21 protein-coding genes and 6 pseudogenes are annotated in these 19,341 nt (G+C 35.8%); 18 read left to right on the top strand and 9 right to left on the bottom strand.

Going from position 1 to position 19,341, the window contains the following annotated elements:
- The first annotated feature begins 90 nt into the window (after positions 1–90).
- Positions 91–1,329: an IS256 family transposase gene (locus NBW39_RS07220; RefSeq protein ID WP_250295731.1), complete on the top strand. Its 1,239-nt coding sequence runs from the start codon at positions 91–93 to the stop codon at positions 1,327–1,329.
- 170 nt (positions 1,330–1,499) lie between these two features.
- Here the strand turns inward: NBW39_RS07220 and NBW39_RS07215 are convergent, their stop codons facing one another.
- The 3 genes from NBW39_RS07215 to NBW39_RS07205 form a co-directional block, all read right to left on the bottom strand.
- The gene (locus NBW39_RS07215; protein ID WP_250295044.1) at positions 1,500–2,012 is read right to left on the bottom strand and encodes a pyrimidine dimer DNA glycosylase/endonuclease V; all 513 of its coding nucleotides are present in this window, start codon (positions 2,010–2,012) and stop codon (positions 1,500–1,502) included.
- A gap of 20 nt (positions 2,013–2,032) precedes the next feature.
- The gene (locus NBW39_RS07210) at positions 2,033–2,929 is read right to left on the bottom strand and encodes an Rpn family recombination-promoting nuclease/putative transposase (RefSeq protein ID WP_250295043.1); all 897 of its coding nucleotides are present in this window, start codon (positions 2,927–2,929) and stop codon (positions 2,033–2,035) included.
- A 314-nt stretch (positions 2,930–3,243) separates the two neighbouring features.
- Positions 3,244–4,032, bottom strand: a complete 789-nt coding sequence (locus NBW39_RS07205) for a BRCT domain-containing protein (protein WP_250295042.1) — start codon at positions 4,030–4,032, stop codon at positions 3,244–3,246.
- A 79-nt stretch (positions 4,033–4,111) separates the two neighbouring features.
- Here NBW39_RS07205 and NBW39_RS07200 point away from each other — a divergent pair.
- The 14 genes and pseudogenes from NBW39_RS07200 to NBW39_RS07135 form a co-directional block, all read left to right on the top strand.
- Positions 4,112–4,904, top strand: a protein-coding gene (locus NBW39_RS07200) for an IS5 family transposase (protein WP_250294670.1) whose coding sequence is annotated in 2 segments (ribosomal slippage) — positions 4,112–4,375 and positions 4,377–4,904 — 792 coding nt in all. Because the reading frame shifts where the segments join, the coding sequence is not laid out codon by codon here.
- A gap of 4 nt (positions 4,905–4,908) precedes the next feature.
- Positions 4,909–5,812, top strand: a pseudogene (locus NBW39_RS07195) (phage portal protein); the annotation flags it as partial.
- A complete protein-coding gene (locus NBW39_RS07190) occupies positions 5,813–6,682 on the top strand; it encodes a S49 family peptidase (protein ID WP_250295041.1) in 870 nt (289 codons plus the stop codon). It abuts the pseudogene before it with no gap.
- A gap of 65 nt (positions 6,683–6,747) precedes the next feature.
- Complete coding sequence (locus NBW39_RS07185) at positions 6,748–7,620, top strand: IS982 family transposase (RefSeq protein WP_250294632.1); 873 nt, start codon at positions 6,748–6,750, stop codon at positions 7,618–7,620.
- A gap of 33 nt (positions 7,621–7,653) precedes the next feature.
- Positions 7,654–7,881: pseudogene (locus tag NBW39_RS07180) on the top strand (S49 family peptidase); the annotation flags it as partial.
- Between the two features lie 67 nt (positions 7,882–7,948).
- Positions 7,949–9,415, top strand: a complete 1,467-nt coding sequence (locus NBW39_RS07175; protein WP_250295040.1) for an AAA family ATPase — start codon at positions 7,949–7,951, stop codon at positions 9,413–9,415.
- Positions 9,416–9,487: 72 nt separating this feature from the next.
- Positions 9,488–9,856, top strand: coding sequence for a head decoration protein (locus NBW39_RS07170; protein WP_250295039.1), 369 nt, complete (start codon positions 9,488–9,490; stop codon positions 9,854–9,856).
- Positions 9,857–9,900: 44 nt separating this feature from the next.
- On the top strand, positions 9,901–10,905 hold the full coding sequence (locus NBW39_RS07165; protein WP_250295038.1) for a major capsid protein: 1,005 nt from the start codon (positions 9,901–9,903) through the stop codon (positions 10,903–10,905).
- Positions 10,905–11,216 (top strand): head-tail joining protein, encoded by a 312-nt coding sequence (locus NBW39_RS07160; RefSeq protein WP_250295037.1) that lies wholly within the window; start codon positions 10,905–10,907, stop codon positions 11,214–11,216. Before NBW39_RS07165 ends, NBW39_RS07160 begins: the two co-directional genes overlap by 1 nt.
- 19 nt (positions 11,217–11,235) lie before the next feature.
- Positions 11,236–11,721 carry a phage tail protein gene (locus NBW39_RS07155; RefSeq protein ID WP_370273782.1) on the top strand — a complete coding sequence of 162 codons (486 nt, stop codon included), beginning with the start codon at positions 11,236–11,238 and terminating at the stop codon, positions 11,719–11,721.
- Positions 11,718–12,191, top strand: coding sequence for a hypothetical protein (locus NBW39_RS07150; protein ID WP_250295035.1), 474 nt, complete (start codon positions 11,718–11,720; stop codon positions 12,189–12,191). The genes NBW39_RS07155 and NBW39_RS07150 overlap by 4 nt, the downstream gene beginning before the upstream one ends.
- The gene (locus tag NBW39_RS07145) at positions 12,178–12,642 is read left to right on the top strand and encodes a phage baseplate assembly protein V (protein WP_250295034.1); all 465 of its coding nucleotides are present in this window, start codon (positions 12,178–12,180) and stop codon (positions 12,640–12,642) included. Before NBW39_RS07150 ends, NBW39_RS07145 begins: the two co-directional genes overlap by 14 nt.
- Positions 12,639–12,893, top strand: coding sequence for a PAAR domain-containing protein (locus NBW39_RS07140; protein ID WP_250295033.1), 255 nt, complete (start codon positions 12,639–12,641; stop codon positions 12,891–12,893). The genes NBW39_RS07145 and NBW39_RS07140 overlap by 4 nt, the downstream gene beginning before the upstream one ends.
- 2 nt (positions 12,894–12,895) lie before the next feature.
- A pseudogene (locus NBW39_RS07135) lies at positions 12,896–13,033 on the top strand (GPW/gp25 family protein); the annotation flags it as partial.
- A 28-nt stretch (positions 13,034–13,061) separates the two neighbouring features.
- On the opposite strand, the gene NBW39_RS07130 reads toward NBW39_RS07135, so the two are convergent.
- A protein-coding gene (locus tag NBW39_RS07130) for an IS630 family transposase (RefSeq protein WP_250294642.1) occupies positions 13,062–13,921 on the bottom strand; the annotation gives its coding sequence in 2 pieces (ribosomal slippage) (positions 13,062–13,597 and positions 13,597–13,921; 861 coding nt in all).
- On the opposite strand from NBW39_RS07130, the gene NBW39_RS07125 reads away from it, so the two are divergent.
- From NBW39_RS07125 to NBW39_RS07115, 3 genes and pseudogenes are all read left to right on the top strand, one after another.
- Positions 13,901–14,182: a GPW/gp25 family protein gene (locus tag NBW39_RS07125; protein ID WP_250295788.1), complete on the top strand. Its 282-nt coding sequence runs from the start codon at positions 13,901–13,903 to the stop codon at positions 14,180–14,182. The genes NBW39_RS07130 and NBW39_RS07125 overlap by 21 nt on opposite strands.
- Positions 14,183–14,184: 2 nt before the next feature.
- A pseudogene (locus NBW39_RS07120) lies at positions 14,185–14,835 on the top strand (baseplate J/gp47 family protein); the annotation flags it as partial.
- A 95-nt stretch (positions 14,836–14,930) separates the two neighbouring features.
- Positions 14,931–15,755 carry an IS982 family transposase gene (locus tag NBW39_RS07115; protein ID WP_250295031.1) on the top strand — a complete coding sequence of 275 codons (825 nt, stop codon included), beginning with the start codon at positions 14,931–14,933 and terminating at the stop codon, positions 15,753–15,755.
- 14 nt (positions 15,756–15,769) lie between these two features.
- On the opposite strand, the pseudogene NBW39_RS07110 reads toward NBW39_RS07115, so the two are convergent.
- The 5 genes and pseudogenes from NBW39_RS07110 to NBW39_RS07090 form a co-directional block, all read right to left on the bottom strand.
- Positions 15,770–16,075 (bottom strand): annotated as a pseudogene (locus NBW39_RS07110) (transposase family protein); the annotation flags it as partial.
- A 14-nt stretch (positions 16,076–16,089) separates the two neighbouring features.
- Complete coding sequence (locus NBW39_RS07105) at positions 16,090–16,962, bottom strand: IS982 family transposase (RefSeq protein WP_250294632.1); 873 nt, start codon at positions 16,960–16,962, stop codon at positions 16,090–16,092.
- A gap of 93 nt (positions 16,963–17,055) precedes the next feature.
- A pseudogene (locus NBW39_RS07100) lies at positions 17,056–17,582 on the bottom strand (transposase family protein); the annotation flags it as partial.
- A 411-nt stretch (positions 17,583–17,993) separates the two neighbouring features.
- Complete coding sequence (locus tag NBW39_RS07095; protein ID WP_250295030.1) at positions 17,994–19,133, bottom strand: ankyrin repeat domain-containing protein; 1,140 nt, start codon at positions 19,131–19,133, stop codon at positions 17,994–17,996.
- 34 nt (positions 19,134–19,167) lie between these two features.
- A complete protein-coding gene (locus NBW39_RS07090; RefSeq protein ID WP_250295029.1) occupies positions 19,168–19,317 on the bottom strand; it encodes a hypothetical protein in 150 nt (49 codons plus the stop codon).
- Positions 19,318–19,341 lie beyond the last annotated feature (24 nt).

The raw sequence follows: 19,341 nt of genomic DNA, 5'->3' as shown, positions 1-19,341 counted from the left end.
AATTATCTGATTTTAGGGGAATGTTCAAAAAAGTGTGTCAAACCGAAAAAAAAGTAATAAATTGATATAAAAAAAATGGAGGTTTCACATATGAATCAAAGAATAGCAAATAAAACTACTGGATTGGTAGATTATAAAGAATTAGAAACAAATATCCTGTCGTCTATACGAGAAGGAAGGCCGCTGACGGGAAGGGACGGAGTATTAACACCATTGATAAAAAAGCTGCTGGAGGCAAGTTTGGAAGGTGAAATAGAAAATCACTTGTTGGCTGAAAGCGAAGAAAATAATCGAAGAAATGGGAGAAATGGAAAGACTTTAAGGACAAGTGCCGGTTCATTTGAACTTTTGACGCCAAGGGATAGAGAAGGAAGTTTTGAGCCGCAAATAGTCAAAAAAAGGCAAACAAACTTACATCCAGAGCTTGAAACGAAGATCTTGAGCACATTTGCCAGTGGTATGAGTTATAGAGATATAGCGTCACACGTTGAGGAAATTTATGATCACAAAATATCGGCGGCAGAGATATCAAGTATTACCGACAAATTGCTACCGGTAATCAACGAATGGCGTAGTCGCCCATTGCAGTCTGTGTACCCAATAGTGTTCATGGATGGCATGTTTTTCAAAGTTAAGGAGGACGGGCATTGCGTAAGTAAATGCATGTATAATATATTAGGCGTAGATCAAAATGGCAGAAAAGAGGTACTAGGCTTTTATTTAGCCGAAAGTGAGGGAGCCAACTTCTGGTTAGGGGTATTAAATGACCTAAAAGAGAGAGGAGTAGAGGATATTCTGATTGCCTGCGTCGATGGTCTAAAAAGTTTTCCTGCAGCAATAAATAGTGTGTTTCCTAAAGCAGAAGTACAGCTATGTATAGTGCATCAGATAAGGAATTCATTGAAATATGTATCCAGCAAAGATGTGAAAGTTTTCATGAACGATTTGAAGAAAATATATCGTGCTTCAAGTAAAGAAATCGCTGAGAATTATTTGCTTGAGCTGGAAGAAAAATGGGGTGAAAAATATCCTTTGGTTATAAAATCGTGGCAAAATAATTGGGAAAATTTATCTGGTTATTTTAAGTATTCTGGGCCAGTTAGAAAGCTGATTTATACCACCAATCCTATTGAGGGGTTGCATAGACAGATTAGAAAATTCACTAAAACTAAGGGCTCATTTACTAGTACAAATGCCTTGTACAAACAGGTATATTGTGCTATAAAAAAGGCAGAGCAAAATTGGATTATGGCTATACCTAATTGGGCTTTAACTATATCTCAACTTGATATTTTCTTTCCTGGTAGATTGAAAATTGAGTTGAATTAAAAATGCGGTTTGACACACTTTTTTGAACATTCCCGATTTTAGATTAAAAATTCTAAAAAAATAAATGTGATAAACAAGATACCCACTTTAAATGGTTGGGTGATATTCCATTAACTTGACGCGTATGTTTTTTTGAATATTTCCATAGAGACACCGCCCTAAGTGAGTTTTTAGCCACTTATCCAATCTGGTGCTTCTCTGCCATTTTCCCACTTAGCGAATCTCATCTTTTCCTGTAGATAATACTTTCTATAGGCTTTTATAGGACTGCTACACTTATACTGATCCGGCAGTGCTTGTATAAAAGCTTGCATATCAGTTGATCGAAAAATGAGTAAATCCTTATTACTATCACACCAATCTATCACTTCTTCGGATTTATGCGTTCTTTTGTATCGTAAGCTATACTCTATGCACAATTCTTTTCCATGCTTTATCAACCAATTAAAGTTTCCTTTTGAGTGTCTAGCCCATAGAGAACAAGGGTGGTTTTTGTGAGTAAGTTTATATGGAACTTCTATATTCTGGTCTGTGATGCTGACTAAAGGATTTGGCGCTTTTAGTGCTATTGAAAAAACACTACTAAGTAATTGAGCAGTTTCTAATGGCATTTTTACTATGTGCTTATCGCACAACATTTGTGCTGCAATTGCTGGGTTTTCATCTAGTACAAAGATGTTCATCTAGGTGTCAAAAGATAAAATCAGATTAAGTCTTTGACTTCGTTAACTGTAAGACCAGTAGTTTGAGCTATAATATCAATAGAAACTCCTGCTTTAAGTAGGTTCTTTGCAACTTCAAATTCCCTTTCTTTTCTGCCTTTTTCATGTCCGATTTGGATGCCTTCTTCTCTGCCTTTTTCTATACCTTCATGAAGTTTTTGTTTAAGGCAAGATACATTATCATCCTCACGTTTCTTAGCTTGATCATATATAGCCCGTTCTTCCCTAGTCCAACTATATTGGTTCAACTCATTATAAGCCCTGCCAATAATCTCATCACTCCCTACTATTTTCTTTAGATCCTCTTCACTAGTCTTATTTGCGTACCGAAAAAAATAACACCATTTTTCGACTATATTTTCTAATTGATCCTCTTTTGTTTTTGGAAATTTCGGTAGCTCTATGAAAATGAACCTAAGATCCTTTAGTTTATGTTTGTGAGTAAATTTATTAAGGATAATATGGTCAGATATGTAGTCTGCTTCATCAGAGAATAGAACAAAGTCAGTGATAGCAATAAAGATAATTTCTTTAAGATCTTCATATTGGTCACCTATGTCAGCTTGATCTGAATAAGCTTTAGCAGCATAGTATTGAGCGCGTTTTTCGAAACCAGTAGTTCTGGCGACTTGCATCTCAATAATTGTTTGAACACCCTTAGAATCTCTACACAACACATCGACAATACTTTCCTTTTTAGCGGCAATTTTAGGGTTTTGAATGGGATTTTGGAACTCAACATCTTTTATTTCAGCTTCACCAGTGAGATCTAAAATATCATTGAGAAAGTGAATAAGAATGTCTTTGTTTTTCTCAGTGCCAAAGATACGCTTGAACGCAAAATTGTTTTTTGGATCGAGAAACTTAGATAAAGCCATAAGAAAGTAAGATAAAAAGCATTAATAATTATACACAATTCTGAAGAAATGTTCAACGTTTTTATATTGAAATCTTGTTTTTTTAAGCTTCGAGAAAAAATGACCTTCAGAGGTGGGCTTAGAATCGCATTCTCTACTTTAGACGCTGTTTTAAATACATCTTTTATCAACCCTTCTATAAAGCATCTTAAAAGGCCAGCAAATGGATGTCATGAATTTAGCAACTATCGAAGATACCCTTCAATAGCGTTTATTTTTCTCTCATATTAAATTCCTCCTCAGTTAAAATTTTAATACCCAGTTCTACAGCTTTTTTATATTTCGACCCAGCCGACAACCAAGAAGTCCGTATTTTTGGACACACTAGAGCTAACTTTTATACCTAAAGATTCTGCCTCTGCTTGCATCTCCTTTCTCTCTCTTGACAGCTTGCCAGTGAAAACCACTATTTTTCCGCTAAGAGGGGGATTTCTAACTACAGGGAGAATAGTTAATTGATTAGCAAGATTACTTACCATTTCAACATTGTCCTCATCAGAGAAAAATTCCTCCAAGGAATATGTAGCCACACCGTTTATGCTCATTAATTTATCGGGAGCTTTGCTGTTATAGGATATAGCCTCATACCAACTCTCATAGGATGTATAGTGTTTGGCTATTATTTTTGCTACACTCGGTCCGACAAACCTGATTGCCAAAGAAGATATAAATTTTTCAAGAGTTATGGTTTTTCTGTTATTGATAGAATCCAGTAAATTGGATATAGATTTTTCATTCCACCCCTTTAGCTCACTTAAGTTAAATTTTTCAAGTTTTTCTTCGAGAGCAAAAATGTCAGATATTTTCCTTATCAAACCAAGGTCATAAAAGAACTCCACTTGTTTACCGCCAAAACCTTTAATGTCAAGAAAATGTTTTAACTTTCCTATTTGTTGTGCTGGGCAAACGTTTCCTCCAGAACATCTAGCTTCAAATTTATCTACTGCACTTCCGCATTCCTGGCAAGTATCGGGAAAAACAAACTTTGGTGTATTACGAGGACGAAACTTTTTGTCCACTTCTACAATCTTTGGAATGACGTCGCCTGCTCGAGCTACTACCACTACGTCTCCTTCCCTTAGAACCTGTTCATAATCTCAAAAAAGTGATAAACTATGAGATGATGTATATGAATAAGGATATATGAGAAATTTATACCCAAGTGACATAAGTCGAGAACAATTTGAAAAAATCAGATCAATTCTGGAGAGTAGTAGGAAGAAAACAAAACCAAGAAAACTTGATTTGTATGATGTATTTTGTGCAGTGCTGTACGTCCTAAAAAGTGCCTGTCAGTGGAGAATGCTGCCAAAAGATTTTCCAAAATGGCGAAGTTGTTACGAATATTTTAAAAAATGGAGTGAAAAACCAAGCGAAGATACAGAAAGTACTTTGGAGCGTGTATTAAAAAAAATTAGTTGGAGAGACACGTATCAGCAATGGTCGGAAAGAAAGAACTAGTTTTTGTATAATTGATGCTCAGAGCGTAAAAAATGCAGATACTGCTGAAAATAAGGGCTACGATGCAGGTAAAAAAATTTCAGGAATAAAGCGCCATATTGCAGTAGATACACAAGGTTTACCACACGCGATTTATGTAACAACGGCAGAAGCAACCGACCGCAGCAGTGCCATGAAAATGGTCGAAAATGCTAAAGAAAAACTCTCTGAAGTTAAAAATATACTTGTTGATGCAGGCTACACTGGAGAAAATTTTGCAACACAAATAAAAGCAACTATTGGTTCGACGGTCGAAGTAATAAAGCGAAGTGAATTACACACCTTTGTTGTACTGCCAAAGAGATGGGTTGTTGAGCGCTCTTTTGCTTGGTTGGAAAAATGTAGGCGTTTGTGGAAAAATTGCGAGCGGAAACTCAACACTAGCTTACAAATGGTCGTTCTTGCTTTCACTTCTTTACTCCTTAAAAGATTATGAACAGGTTCTAAGAAACGGGATCGAGTTTAATAGACTGGGACAAAGAGAAGCGTATTACCTTTTTCGAGAGCACCCTGGTGAAGGCTCGTTTGGCGAATCAGTGAGAGTGCCAGCAAACGATGTTTTACATATTTATAAACCACTTAGACCTGGGCAAATAAGAGGAATACCGTGGCTTTCTACAGTACTGTTAAAGCTCTACGAACTAGATCAATATGATGATGCAGAATTAGTACGAAAAAAGACAGCAGCAATGTTTGCAGGGTTTATTACCAGACTCGATCCAGAAGCAAATATTTTAGGTGAGGCGCAAGCAAATGAGCATGGAGTAGCACTATCAGGTTTAGAACCAGGGACTATGCAATTACTTGATCCAGGTGAAGACATAAAATTTTCAGAACCATCAGATGTTGGGGGAAGTTATGAAGCATTCATGAAACAGCAGCTCAGGGCAATAGCAGTAGGCACAGGGATAACGTATGAGCAGCTAACAGGGGATTTAACGGGTGTCAATTATTCATCGATACGAGCAGGAGTTTCGTAGGAGGTGCGGAATGTTACAGCATAACATAATGGTATTTCAGTTTTGCCGGCCAGTATGGGATAGATGGATAGAGTTAGCCCTACTTTCCGGAGAAATGGATATAGGCGAAGAATGGACGAAAAAAGAGGTAAAATGGATACCACAAGGATTTGATTGGGTAGACCCGCTGAAAGACCAGCAAGCACAGCAAATGGCGGTAAGAAATGGGTTTAAGAGCAGGTCAGAGGTGGTATCAGAGCTGGGTTACGATATAGAAGAAATCGACCAAGAAATTGCTGAGGACCAAAGACGTGCGAGTGAACTGGGCTTAAGTTTTGATTCTGACGTGCAAGGTAATTTTAATACTAATACTGAGATAATATAAATGACTTGGATTAACAAGCCAATGATGATAGAGCAGAGAAGTTTTGATCTATTGTCATTACATCCAAAAAAGCAGCCGATTTTCAAAAACATAAAACATGTAACAAGAGATAGTGAAAGTGGAATAAAAGTAATACCAATACATGGAATCTTGACGAAAAAGTCAGAAGCTTTTGATGATGTGTTGGGGATGACATCGTATGAGAAGATACGTGAAGAGATAGAAGAAGCTTTAATAGATGAAGAAGTAGAAACAATAATTTTGGACATAGACAGCCCTGGAGGAGAAGTAAACGGTTTATTCGACCTTTCTGACTTTATTTACAAAGCGAGGGGTGAAAGAAAGATAATAGCAATAGCGAATGATGATGCTTACTCTGCTGCGTACGCTATAGCTTCTAGCGCTGAAAAGGTGTATGTAAGCAGAACATCTGGGGTAGGAAGCATTGGGGTAATAGCAAGTCATATCGATCAAAGTGGGTTTGATAAAAAACAGGGGATAAAATATACCACAGTATTTGCAGGAAAGAGAAAAAACGATTTAAATCCGCATGAGCCGATAACATCAGAAAGTGTGGAAAGCTTACAAGAGGAAGTAGACCGCCTATATGAGATGTTTGTCCAGCTCATAGCAAGAAACAGAAATTTGTCCACGGAAAGAATCAAATTAACGGAAGCAGGGCTATATTTTGGTGAGAAAGCAATAGAGATAGGTCTTGCTGATGGAATTACAACGTTTTCAGAATTTATTGATAATTATAGGAGTAATAGTATGAACAAAGTTGAGATAAAAGAACAAGCAATAGATATTGATGATCTAATTGAACAAGGAAGATGTTTAGACCTCAGTTATGGATTAGAAAATAGATAAAAGTATAACTAAGAAGAGGGAAACAGGGTAAACTCGAGTATTTTAGTAATAATAAGAGGTTACACATGAAGAAAGATATTACAGAACTGTACTGTTGCGTCGAGGATTTTTGTCGTGCGGTAGATGATAATTTTGCAAATAGGTTCTTATCAAACGGCAAAAAACCAACCAGAGTACCAGAAATAGCGCACTCAGAAATTCTAACCATAATCCTATTATACCATAAATCACCATGTAAAAACTTCAAGGCTTTTTATCTTTGTTATCTTCAGTTATTCTATAGATCAGAGTTTTCAAAGCTGCCTTCATATCACAGATTTATTGCCTTAAAGCCGCGAGTTTTGTGGTATTTAGCATTACTTTTGCAATGGTTTTGTGAACAAGCAAAAATGACCGGGATTTCCTACATAGATTCTACTTCAATAGCAGTATGCCATCGAAAAAGAATCTCAAGAAATAAGGTTTTCAAAGGATTAGCAGAGTTAGGAAAGAATACTTACGGCTGGTTTTTTGGTTTTAAATTACATGTAGTAATCAATGAAATAGGTGAAATTCAAGGTGTTACGCTAACCAGAGGTAACGTCGATGACAGAAAACCTGTACCAACTCTAACCAAAAAACTAACTGGACTTTTGTTTGGAGATAAGGGCTATATAAAGAAAGAGCTCTTTGAGAAACTATTCGATAGAGGTCTAAAACTCGTCACTAAAGTGAAAAAAGGTATGAAAAATGCACTGATTTCGCTGAAAGAGAAGATTTTACTAGGGAAAAGATCGATTGTTGAAACGGTTTTTGGCTGCCTAAAAAACAAATTTGAACTTGAGCACACTCGGCATAGATCCACAGTAAATTTCTTGGTACATATTTTTTCTACCCTCATTTCTTATTCAATGCAATCGAAAAAGCCCTGTATTTCTCAGCTTTACTTCGTTGGTTAATCCATAACTGGGGTTTTAGGGTACGAGAGGTGCCGCACGGAAGTATTAGAGGTGATAAGATTATGTAATTTATCAAAGATGCCAGAGAAGATAGGAGAATTTATTGAGCAGGATGTAAATGCAAAGCAAGCCCAAGAAATATTAATGTCGATACTGGCGGAGAGAACAAAAAAGACAGAGATTTTGAGTACAATACCGCAAAATACACCAGAAGACTTGATGATGCAGGTAGCAAGAACTCGAGCGCAATCTGGCATTTGAGACATTTTAGTAGTTGCGTATCTCATAACCGCCGTATATAATGCTAACAAACGCGGCGGTAAATTATATGAACGAACCAATAATTGGTAGAGAAAAAGAAATAGCCATCCTAGAAAATAAGCTTAGTTCCCAATCTGCTGAGTTTATTGCAGTATATGGTCGACGTCGTGTAGGAAAAACATATTTAATAAAACAATTTTTTAGCAAACATAAAGTGATTCTATTTGAGCAGACAGGTCTCAACAAAGGTAATTTAAAGGAGCAGCTTGAGATCTTTGCAGAATCATTATCTAGAGCTTTTTATAATGGTGCTAAAATGGCTTTGTCAAGAAGCTGGATGGATGCATTTTATCAAATAACTCTTGCAATTAACAATATATATAAAAATGAACAGGTTGTTTTATTTTTTGATGAGTTGCCATGGCTTGCTGCACGAAAATCTGGTTTCTTAGGAGCACTGGAACACTTTTGGAATGTATACTGGACATATCGAAAAAAGCTTATATTGATCGTGTGTGGTTCAGCAGCATCATGGATGTTAGAAAATTTAATCTATAATAAAGGAGGATTACATAACCGTATTACTGCAAGAATACCTTTGCAGCCTTTTAACTTAAGTGAAACTAAAGAGTATCTAAGGTATTTAGGAGTCAATCTTAATCACCAGGAGATATTACAGATCTATATGGCCATAGGAGGGATACCACACTACCTTAAGGAAGTAAGTCAAGGATTATCAGCAGCACAAAATATTAATGCGATCTGTTTTCAGAAGGAAGGTTTGTTATTTGATGAATTTGATATGCTGTTTCACTCCTTGTACGAAGAACCGGAGATATATCTAAATATTATTCGTGTGATTGCAAAAAAGCCAAAGGGGATCAGCAGAAAAGAACTTATAAAAATGACTAAAATCGCTGAGGGCGGTCGCTTAACTACTAAATTAAGGAGTTTAGAAGCAGCAGGGTTTATAGGTGGTTTTCTACCGCTGAACAAAGGAAAGAGAGGAGTACATTATAGGGTAATCGACGAATATGTATTATTCTATTTAACATGGATTGAGCCATTTAGAGAAATAACAAAAAGAGCAATAATAAGTGATGCTCACTATTGGGAATTAGCAATAAAAAAACCAGTTTGGCTAACATGGACAGGGCAAACATTTGAAGCAGTGTGTTTTAAACATGCCAATATAATTAGAAAAAAATTAGGTATAGAGTATATAGCAGTCATATGTGGAGATTGGCAATATCACCCAGAGAAAAACAGTAAAGAAAGTGGAGCTCAGATAGACTTGGTTTTTGATCGAGAAGATGGATGTACAATACTGTGTGAAATAAAGTATAGCGACAAACCATATGTAATAACAAAAGAATATAAAGAGCAATTAAGAAAAAAGGAGGCAATTTATAAAGAAAAAGCTAGGTCAAGAAAACAAATATTCTGGGTGCTTATTGCTGCAAACGGAGCAACTGAAAACCAGCACTTAAAAGATATAATCAACAAAGTGATTACGTTAGAAGATTTATTTTAACTTAACATCAAAATTTTAGAAAAACTTAAGCAGTTTTTTTAAGTAAGAGAAACCAAATATAGGAGAAAAAACATGACAAGCATAACAGAAGGAAATAATTTAGGCGATCTTCTAAAATATGAAGTGTCTAATCTATACTCAAGAGACCAAATAACAGTAGCAAAGGGGCAAAACCTTAAGCTTGGCATGGTTGTTGGTCGTGATAAAGATGATCTAATTAAAATTATAAACTTAGCAGCCACGGATGGTACGCAGACAGCTATAGGAGTGATAACAAGTGATGTAAACGCAACGGAAACCACCAAAGCAGTAATCATTACACGTATAGCAATGTTAGCAGATCATGCAGTGGTGTGGCCAGCAAATATCACTGAAGAGCAGAAAGCTGCAGCAGTAAAGCAACTTGAAGGACGGGGGATCATTATCCGCAAGGGGGTCTAACGAGTTACTAAAAACATCATTAATAGGAAAAAAGGGAGAAAAAAATGCAAAATCCATTTACAAATCCAGCATTTAGTATGACGGCACTGACAAATGCGATAAACATATTGCCGATAAATTATGGTCGAACAGAAAATTTGAATTTATTTCCAAGTAGGTCAGTAAGATTTCGTCATATTACGATAGAAGAACACCAAGGAGTTCTCAGTTTATTACCAACACAATCTCCAGGAGCACCAGCAACAGTGGGAAAACGAGGAAAAAGAAAGGTAAGAACATTTACGATTCCACATATTCCACATGATGATGTAGTGTTACCAGAGGAAGTACAGGGAATAAGGGCATTTGGGTCAGAAAGTGAACTTAAAGCGCTGGCAGATGTAATAACTGACCATTTACAGCTAATGAGAAACAAGCATGCAATAACGTTAGAGCATTTGCGAATGGGAGCGCTGAAAGGGATTATTCTGGACGCAGATGGCAGTGAATTATTAAATCTGTACAACGAATTTGAAATTACGCCAAAAGTAGTAAATTTTGCCCTAGGAACTGCAACAACAGATGTAAAACGAAAATGTCTGGAAGTATTGCGCCATGTTGAGGACAACTTAAGTGGTGAGTACATGACCGGGATTCATGCGCTGGTAAGTCCAGAGTTTTTCGATGCACTAACTTCTCATGCCAAAGTAAAAGAAGCATATGAGAGATGGCAAGAAGGAGCAGCATTAAGGAACGATATGAGATCAGGATTTACGTTCTGTGGAATAACATTTGAGGAGTACAGAGGACAAGCAACCGACCCTGAAGGAACTGTAAGAAGATTTATAGAAAGAGATACAGGACACTGTTTTCCACTTGGTACAGCAAGCACATTTACGACATATTTTGCACCAGCGGACTTTAATGAGACAGTAAATACGCTTGGACAGCCATTATACGCAAAGCAAGAGCCAAGAAGATTTGATAGAGGGACCGATTTACATACTCAGTCAAATCCTTTACCAATGTGCCACAGACCTGGAGTACTAGTAAAAATTAGTTCTAGTTGATGAATATAGAGAGATTACTAGAAGATTGTTTTGAGTATCTAGGAGTGGAAGCCACATATTGTAATAAAAATAAGGAGGGTATTCGAAAAATAAAAGTGCTAATTAAACGTCCCGACACTACGTACTCTTTAGGTGCAGATGGAGCATTAACTCAGCAAATTGCTTCTATAGAAATACGTGATCAGGACGTTACTTCCTTTAGCACAGGCGATTATATCAAGATTGAAAAAAGGTTCTACAAGATTTTTGAACCACCATTGAAAGATTCTTCAGGTAAAATATGGAAAATTGAGGCAATAGAAAGTGTTTAATATTAAAACTAGTAACAATATTAATGAAATAATCTCCAATATTGACGGAAAAGAGCAGAAAGTAAAACTGGCAGCTATAAAAGCACTAAATAGAACAGCACTATGGTTAAAAGCAAAAGCAGCTAAGGAAATCAGTGAGGAAAAGAAGATAAAATTAAGTTTGATAAGAAAGAGATTAAGAATTTTTAAGGCGAAAATTAGCAGATTAGACGTGTTAATTAGAGCGAATCTCTATGACATTAGAGCATCGACAATTAGCAAAATACAAAAAACAAGAAGAGGATCGAAAGTAGGAAAGCACCAATTTATAGGAGGATTTGCGGCAGTTATGCCAAAAGGAAATAGCGGTATTTTTAAGCGTGAAGGAAGAACAGCTTTGCCAATACAAGAGGTAAAATTAGCACTGGAACCTGAAGCTTCAAGGATAATAGAGAATCTTGTTAATTATGAGGTTGAGGAAGTGTTTAAAAAGTTCTTTGAACGTGATATTACAAGAAATGTATGAATTTTAAAGATTTGCATAATGCAATCTGCACTACGCTGAAGAGAGAAATATCGTCTATACAGACATGTGAAATTTATCCAGCAATAAGGAAAGAATTAGTAGCGCCAGCGGTATTTGTAGAGCTTGTGAGTTTAGAATCGGGAAAAGATCCTGGAACAGAGGAATTAGCGCTGAGAGCAAGATTTGAGGCAAGGATTGTAGTTGATGGAACAGTCGAGGATTCCTCGTTAGTTGTAAGGTCATTAGCAGCAGAAGTAGCAAGAGTAGTGAACAAGAATACCTGGGAAAAGAATGTATCTCCGGCTGAATTTCTTTCTGCAGAGCCTGATGGATTTAGACCCGAATTAGATGCATATTTAGTGTGGATGGTAGAGTGGGTGCATACAATACACGTAGGGCGATCTATTTGGGAAAAAGGAAAATTTAGGCCACACAAAATAGAAATCGGTGAAATAAATGTTAGAAAATAATTTTGCAATTTCGGAATTACAGAGGAAATTGGCCAACATTGTTCGTATAGGAGTTGTAGAAGAAATAGATTATGAAAAAGCAAAAGTAAGAGTGAAAATAGGAGAATTTTTAACAGATTATTTACCGTGGATAACAAGTAAAGCAGGAAAAGATAGAGATTGGTGTCCGCCAGATATTGATGAGCAAGTAGTTATACTTTCCCCGCTGGGAGAATTATCTTTAGGAGTAGTACTTCTTGGAATATATCAACAAAAGTACTCTGCACCAGAAAATAAAAAAGAGGTGAGTAGCTTAACATTTCAAGATGGAACAAAGTTGTCATACGATAAAGATAAACATCATTTAGAGATTGAAGTAGTAGATAAAATAACACTGAAAGCTGGAGAATCGAGCATAGAAATGACAAAAAGTGGAATAAAACTGAAAGCAGAAAGGATCGACTTAAATTGAACAAAGGAATAGTGAGGTTAGGAGACTACTGTGGAGAAGCTATACCACATTTCTGTATTAGCGGCAGTAATAATGTTTTTGTAAACGGTAAGTCAATATGTAGACAAGGAGACAGTTTTAGTGAAGGAAAAGTAATGATTCAAGTATCAAAAACAGTGTTTGCAAATGGTCTTAGTGTAGGAAGAGTAGGAGATATAGTTTCATGTGGGTTTAAAGTAATAAAAGGCAGTGAAAGCGTCTTTGCAAAATAGAAATGAAGGGTATGGATGCTAAAACAGGGAAAGAGTTAGAAGGAATAGAGCACTTAAAGCAATCGATAATTGATATACTGACCACTCCTATTAACAGTAGAATAATGAGAAGGGATTATGGATCCAGGCTATTTGAATTATAGCACTTCTCATAATAATCCGAACAGATCATAGAAAGGCAGAATCAACAGCATGACGAAAAGACTTGAATAGAGGAATGTTTTTCCTGACTCTGTTTTTTATAGCAAACCAATGATGTTCAATTTTGTTAAAATCTGGAGAATACGGTGGCAGATACAAAATTTCTGCACCAATCCCTTTAGCAAGCTTAATGATCTTATCAGACTTATGAAAAGTAGCATTGTCAAGAATGACAGTTTGTCCAGGTTCCAAGGTCGGTATCAAAAATTGCTCAAACCATCCATTAAAAATATCCATATTACAGTGGCCTTCAAAGGTTAATGGAGCAACTATTTTTCTTTCACTTAAAGCTGCAATCATACTGATTCGTTGAGTTTTCTTCCCAGATTTTAGGGCATAAAACCGCTGTCCCTTCTGACAATATCCATAGGGGTAGTCTTCAGTGTTGTCAATGCCAGACTCATCTATATACACTAAGTTTTTAGGTTCTTTTGTTGCTATAATTTTCAAGAATTTAGCACGTTTTTCTTCGCTTCTTTCCTTGTACCCATAGGTCTTTTTTTGCGTGTAAATCCAATTTTTTTCAGGGCTCGGTGGATAGTTTGGATACTAACGTTGCTCCAAAGTTTAGCCATTTCCAATAGAGTCTTTCCTCCGTTTTCTCTGGCAAATTTAGCAAAGGCATCCCAGTCGGTAATTTTGTGATTGTAACCTCCATTTCCAAGTTTTTTTGATTGAAAGTCACCTGTTTCTTTTCTTCTTTGCTGCCACTCCCACAAAGTAGTTCGTCCAATTTTAAATCTTGCTGCCACTGTTTCTCTGCTTTCTCCCTCGTCTAGAGCTTCCATTGCTTTTTTCCTTAAGTCATAACTATATGCTGCTGGCATACCTACCTTCACTACTACAAATCCTTATTTTACCTTATTTGGACTATTATGAAAAGTACTATAGTAGATAAGCCAGTTAATCGTGATTTAACACTAGAAATTTACGCAGCAACAGCAGAAGCACTGGGGAAATTTGAGAGGAGATTTAAGTTAGAAAAAGTAAAGATTGCTGAAGTTAAAGAAGGGAGAGTAACATTGAATTTAGAAGGTGTCTATCTTTCAGAAGGTAAGTTCATAAATATTAATGGAGTAGTTGTTTAAAAATGCAGCAGCCTGAACCACTGAACTTTGAAGAGATTTTTTCTCGGATGAAGGAAGAGTTGGTGAAGCTTGACGCAAGTTTTACAGCATTAGTAGAAAGTGACCCAGCGATAAGGATTTTAGAAGTAGCAGCATGGCGAGAACTTTTGCTGAGACAAAGAATAAATGAAGCGGTAAAAAGCAATTTACTAAAATTTGCAACAGGAGAAGATCTTGATAATTTAGCTGAGTTTTATGGTGTAGAAAGGGAAAAAGAAGAAGATGATGAACGATTTAGAAAAAGAATTAAAGCAAAGATAATAGGTTGGAGCACAGGAGGAAATTATCGGTATTATGCATTATTAGCGGATATGAGAGTAAAAGATGCATTAGTAGAATCTCTGGTACCAGGAAAAGTACAAGTTTCAATCTTATCAACACAATTATCCACAACTGGCATACCGCCAAAAGAATTACTAGAAATTGTCAGAAATCAGCTAAACAGGGAGGATGTGAGGATTTTAACAGATACAATTGAAGTGGTAAGTTGCAATATTATTGAAATAGATATCCACAGCAAAATTAGCATAAGTTCTATAACATCAGAGGAAGAAATTAAAAAGCAATTTATCGAAAAGTTTGAAGCAAGCAAAAGACTCGGATGGAGTATTACAAACCTCAGTTATGGATTAGAAAATAGATAAAAGTATAACTAAGAAGAGGGAAACAGGGTAAACTCGAGTATTTTAGTAATAATAAGAGGTTACCCATGAAGAAAGATATTACAGAACTGTACTGTTGCGTCGAGGATTTTTGTCGTGCGGTAGATGATAATTTTGCAAATAGGTTCTTATCAAACGGCAAAAAACCAACCAGAGTACCAGAAATAGCGCACTCAGAAATTCTAACCATAATCCTATTATACCATAAATCACCATGTAAAAACTTCAAGGCTTTTTATCTTTGTTATCTTCAGTTATTCTATAGATCAGAGTTTTCAAAGCTGCCTTCATATCACAGATTTATTGCCTTAAAGCCGCGAGTTTTGTGGTATTTAGCATTACTTTTGCAATGGTTTTGTGAACAAGCAAAAATGACCGGGATTTCCTACATAGATTCTACTTCAATAGCAGTATGCCATCGAAAAAGAATCTCAAGAAATAAGGTTTTCAAAGGATTAGCAGAGTTAGGAAAGAATACTTACGGCTGGTTTTTTGGTTTTAAATTACATGTAGTAATCAATGAAATAGGTGAAATTCAAGGTGTTACGCTAACCAGAGGTAACGTCGATGACAGAAAACCTGTACCAACTCTAACCAAAAAACTAACTGGACTTTTGTTTGGAGATAAGGGCTATATAAAGAAAGAGCTCTTTGAGAAACTATTCGATAGAGGTCTAAAACTCGTCACTAAAGTGAAAAAAGGTATGAAAAATGCACTGATTTCGCTGAAAGAGAAGATTTTACTAGGGAAAAGATCGATTGTTGAAACGGTTTTTGGCTGCCTAAAAAACAAATTTGAACTTGAGCACACTCGGCATAGATCCACAGTAAATTTCTTGGTACATATTTTTTCTACCCTCATTTCTTATTAGACCTCTTTCAAAATTCACATCATCAACTCTAGATTGTAAATTCCAGCTATCAAATTGAATCTCAATCCAAAACGTTTTCGCCGATTGCGATATTTATCTGCAATAATTTTAAATCTTTTAAGCAAACCGATTACATTCTCAACCACAACTCTTTTGCTTGCAAGCTCTTGATTTTCTTGCTTTTGTTTCTTAGTCAATGGGTGCTTTTTCGTTTTTCTATGTGGCAATTCAACATTTGCGTGAATTTTTTGTAGACCTCTGTAACCGCTATCTGCTAGGACTTTGATACTTGGTAGTATGTGCACTTTTGACTCCTTAAAACCCCAGTTATGGATTAACCAACGAAGTAAAGCTGAGAAATACAGGGCTTTTTCGATTGCATTGAATAAGAAATGAGGGTAGAAAAAATATGTACCAAGAAATTTACTGTGGATCTATGCCGAGTGTGCTCAAGTTCAAATTTGTTTTTTAGGCAGCCAAAAACCGTTTCAACAATCGATCTTTTCCCTAGTAAAATCTTCTCTTTCAGCGAAATCAGTGCATTTTTCATACCTTTTTTCACTTTAGTGACGAGTTTTAGACCTCTATCGAATAGTTTCTCAAAGAGCTCTTTCTTTATATAGCCCTTATCTCCAAACAAAAGTCCAGTTAGTTTTTTGGTTAGAGTTGGTACAGGTTTTCTGTCATCGACGTTACCTCTGGTTAGCGTAACACCTTGAATTTCACCTATTTCATTGATTACTACATGTAATTTAAAACCAAAAAACCAGCCGTAAGTATTCTTTCCTAACTCTGCTAATCCTTTGAAAACCTTATTTCTTGAGATTCTTTTTCGATGGCATACTGCTATTGAAGTAGAATCTATGTAGGAAATCCCGGTCATTTTTGCTTGTTCACAAAACCATTGCAAAAGTAATGCTAAATACCACAAAACTCGCGGCTTTAAGGCAATAAATCTGTGATATGAAGGCAGCTTTGAAAACTCTGATCTATAGAATAACTGAAGATAACAAAGATAAAAAGCCTTGAAGTTTTTACATGGTGATTTATGGTATAATAGGATTATGGTTAGAATTTCTGAGTGCGCTATTTCTGGTACTCTGGTTGGTTTTTTGCCGTTTGATAAGAACCTATTTGCAAAATTATCATCTACCGCACGACAAAAATCCTCGACGCAACAGTACAGTTCTGTAATATCTTTCTTCATGGGTAACCTCTTATTATTACTAAAATACTCGAGTTTACCCTGTTTCCCTCTTCTTAGTTATACTTTTATCTATTTTCTAATCCATAACTGAGGTTTAAAAAGCCGAAAATCATGTTTCCTACCATTTGAAAAAGACGTGCAAATGATCTTTTTGCTTTCTTTTTCCGAAATAATCTGTGTTTTTATACTGTGCTTTTTCTTTTTTCCTGAATAAAATCTTTTTTGCTTTTTTTGGGTCTTTCCACAGGAGTTTCTGTTGCATCTATCACTAAAACCTCATATTCTATATCACTTTTTAGAACCTCTTTTCGCCCTGGCAATGCAAAATCCGGATGTTTTACCAATGTATTTTCAATCCACTTTATGATTTTATAGGTCGTACTTTCGCTCATACCATAACTTCGACCAATGTGGAAATATGTCCGATATTCACGAAGATATTCCAATGCCATAAGTAGCCTGTCTTCTATACAGAGCTTGCTTTTACGCCCACTTTTTGCTTTTTTCCTTCTATCTTCTTCATCTAAAATTTCTACCATCCTGTTGAAAGTTGCCTTCTTTACTCCTGTCAGACGACGAAACTTCTCTTCATCTAACTCCTTAGTTTCTTCATATCTCATACTTTTAAATGTATGATTTTATACTAATTTTTTGCTCTTTTCCAATTTTGAAAGAAGTCTATTCAATGCAATCGAAAAAGCCCTGTATTTCTCAGCTTTACTTCGTTGGTTAATCCATAACTGGGGTCTGAAAGCACTGGTGTTAATTTTCATTGCAACGCATCATAACGGGCTTCTGGGAACATTAAAATCTCATACTCAAAATCATACCGCTTGCTGTGGCAGAAAAACCCTGCCAGACTCTATCACCGGAACAATTTCGAGTGAGTTTGTCATTGTGTGGCACAATTTCAATGATCGCTATTTGCCTTTAGCTCTTGTGTTAATTGCTGCTTTTTATACTATCTGCTCTAATTTAATACGTATGAACATTTATGATTAATTTCTTAAAGTCTTATCTTGAAAAATACATTACCTGGTGGGGCTATTGCTTTTTTCTCTTGCTGCTTGCTCTGGACGAGGTTGCATAAGATCAGTAGATGGATCATCCTTAGTAGTCTTTGTAGACACACTACCATTTTTCTCAAAACCTTTATCTTCTATAGCTTTCAGAACACTTTTTCTTCCCAAAAGACAGTTTTCTCCTAAACTTTTCTTCTCAGCCTTTAACTTGTTAAGCCTTGCTTCGCTCTCTTTATCAATCTCTACCTCTATTTTATTACTATCTTTCTCACTAGGATGTAGGTAAATACTAATCTCTCCTGCCTCAGTGGTAAAAGACATTTTAATGCTACCTAAGATATCTGTATAATTTCTCTTTCCGTCTATGCTTTCAACTCTTACTTTACTCTCCCCAATTTTAAGTGTGCCGACTTTTAAATTTAACTCTTTAGCTTTTTCATTGTTTAAGATTTTTGCAGGTTCAATAATACTATCTTGTGGATATTCTATACAAAAGTATCCGTCTTTTATTTTTGCTTTAAAGTCATACTCATGAATTTGCTTATTATTTTTGTTTACAATACTTTCATACGCTAAATTATTAAGTCTTGAAATATTGTTATCCCTATTATCACAGTCCGAACTGTCTTCTGAGTTCTCACTATCTGACGAATTAATAACTTCTGGCGATTCTGAGCTTGTCTGTTGATCTGTAAAAGTCAAGTTGTCGTTATTAGGGCTATTTGCCGGATTCTTTTCATTTTCACGAGAATCACCACTTTCACCTACTGAACCATCAGGTGTTGGCAGATTCTCTTCATTTTTACGAGAATTATCTAAATCATAACTCGAACCCTTCAAAGCTTGACAGCACTTATCTTCAGTAGCATACTCAAATGGAATCTTTCCACTTTGATCTTGTACATTTGGATTAGCTCTTTTTTGTAAAAGCAATTCTATAACTTGAAGCCAGTTATTTTCAGCAGCGTAATGTAACAGAGTTTTTCCATCTTTTTCGTTTGGTACATTTGGATCAGCTCCTGCTTGTAGACGCTTCTTTATACGTTCAATAAGTGATTTGTGATCACTTAATAGCTTGCTACCGCTTTCTAACTGATTTAAAATGTTAATTAATTTTTTATTTTTCTTGCTTGATGCCCCACCATTCATATTGTATAACCATTACTCACTAATTCTTCAGTGATTAGCGTGAATACACAGGTAAGTCAATAAAAACAATACCCTTTTCCTTCTTCAGTTCTAAAACATTGTCAAAAGTCTCAAAAAGATGAGTTAAAAAGGGTTCTGCTTCCAACTTTTTTGCTGTAAATTTTTGCAAAATTTTAAAACTCACATCTACTCTATTGTGGTATTCTTG

The organism is Wolbachia endosymbiont of Oedothorax gibbosus (genome assembly GCF_936270435.1).
Classification (GTDB): domain Bacteria; phylum Pseudomonadota; class Alphaproteobacteria; order Rickettsiales; family Anaplasmataceae; genus Wolbachia.
Note: the sequence above shows the minus strand (reverse complement) of the source record. Positions and strands in the feature narration are given on the sequence as shown.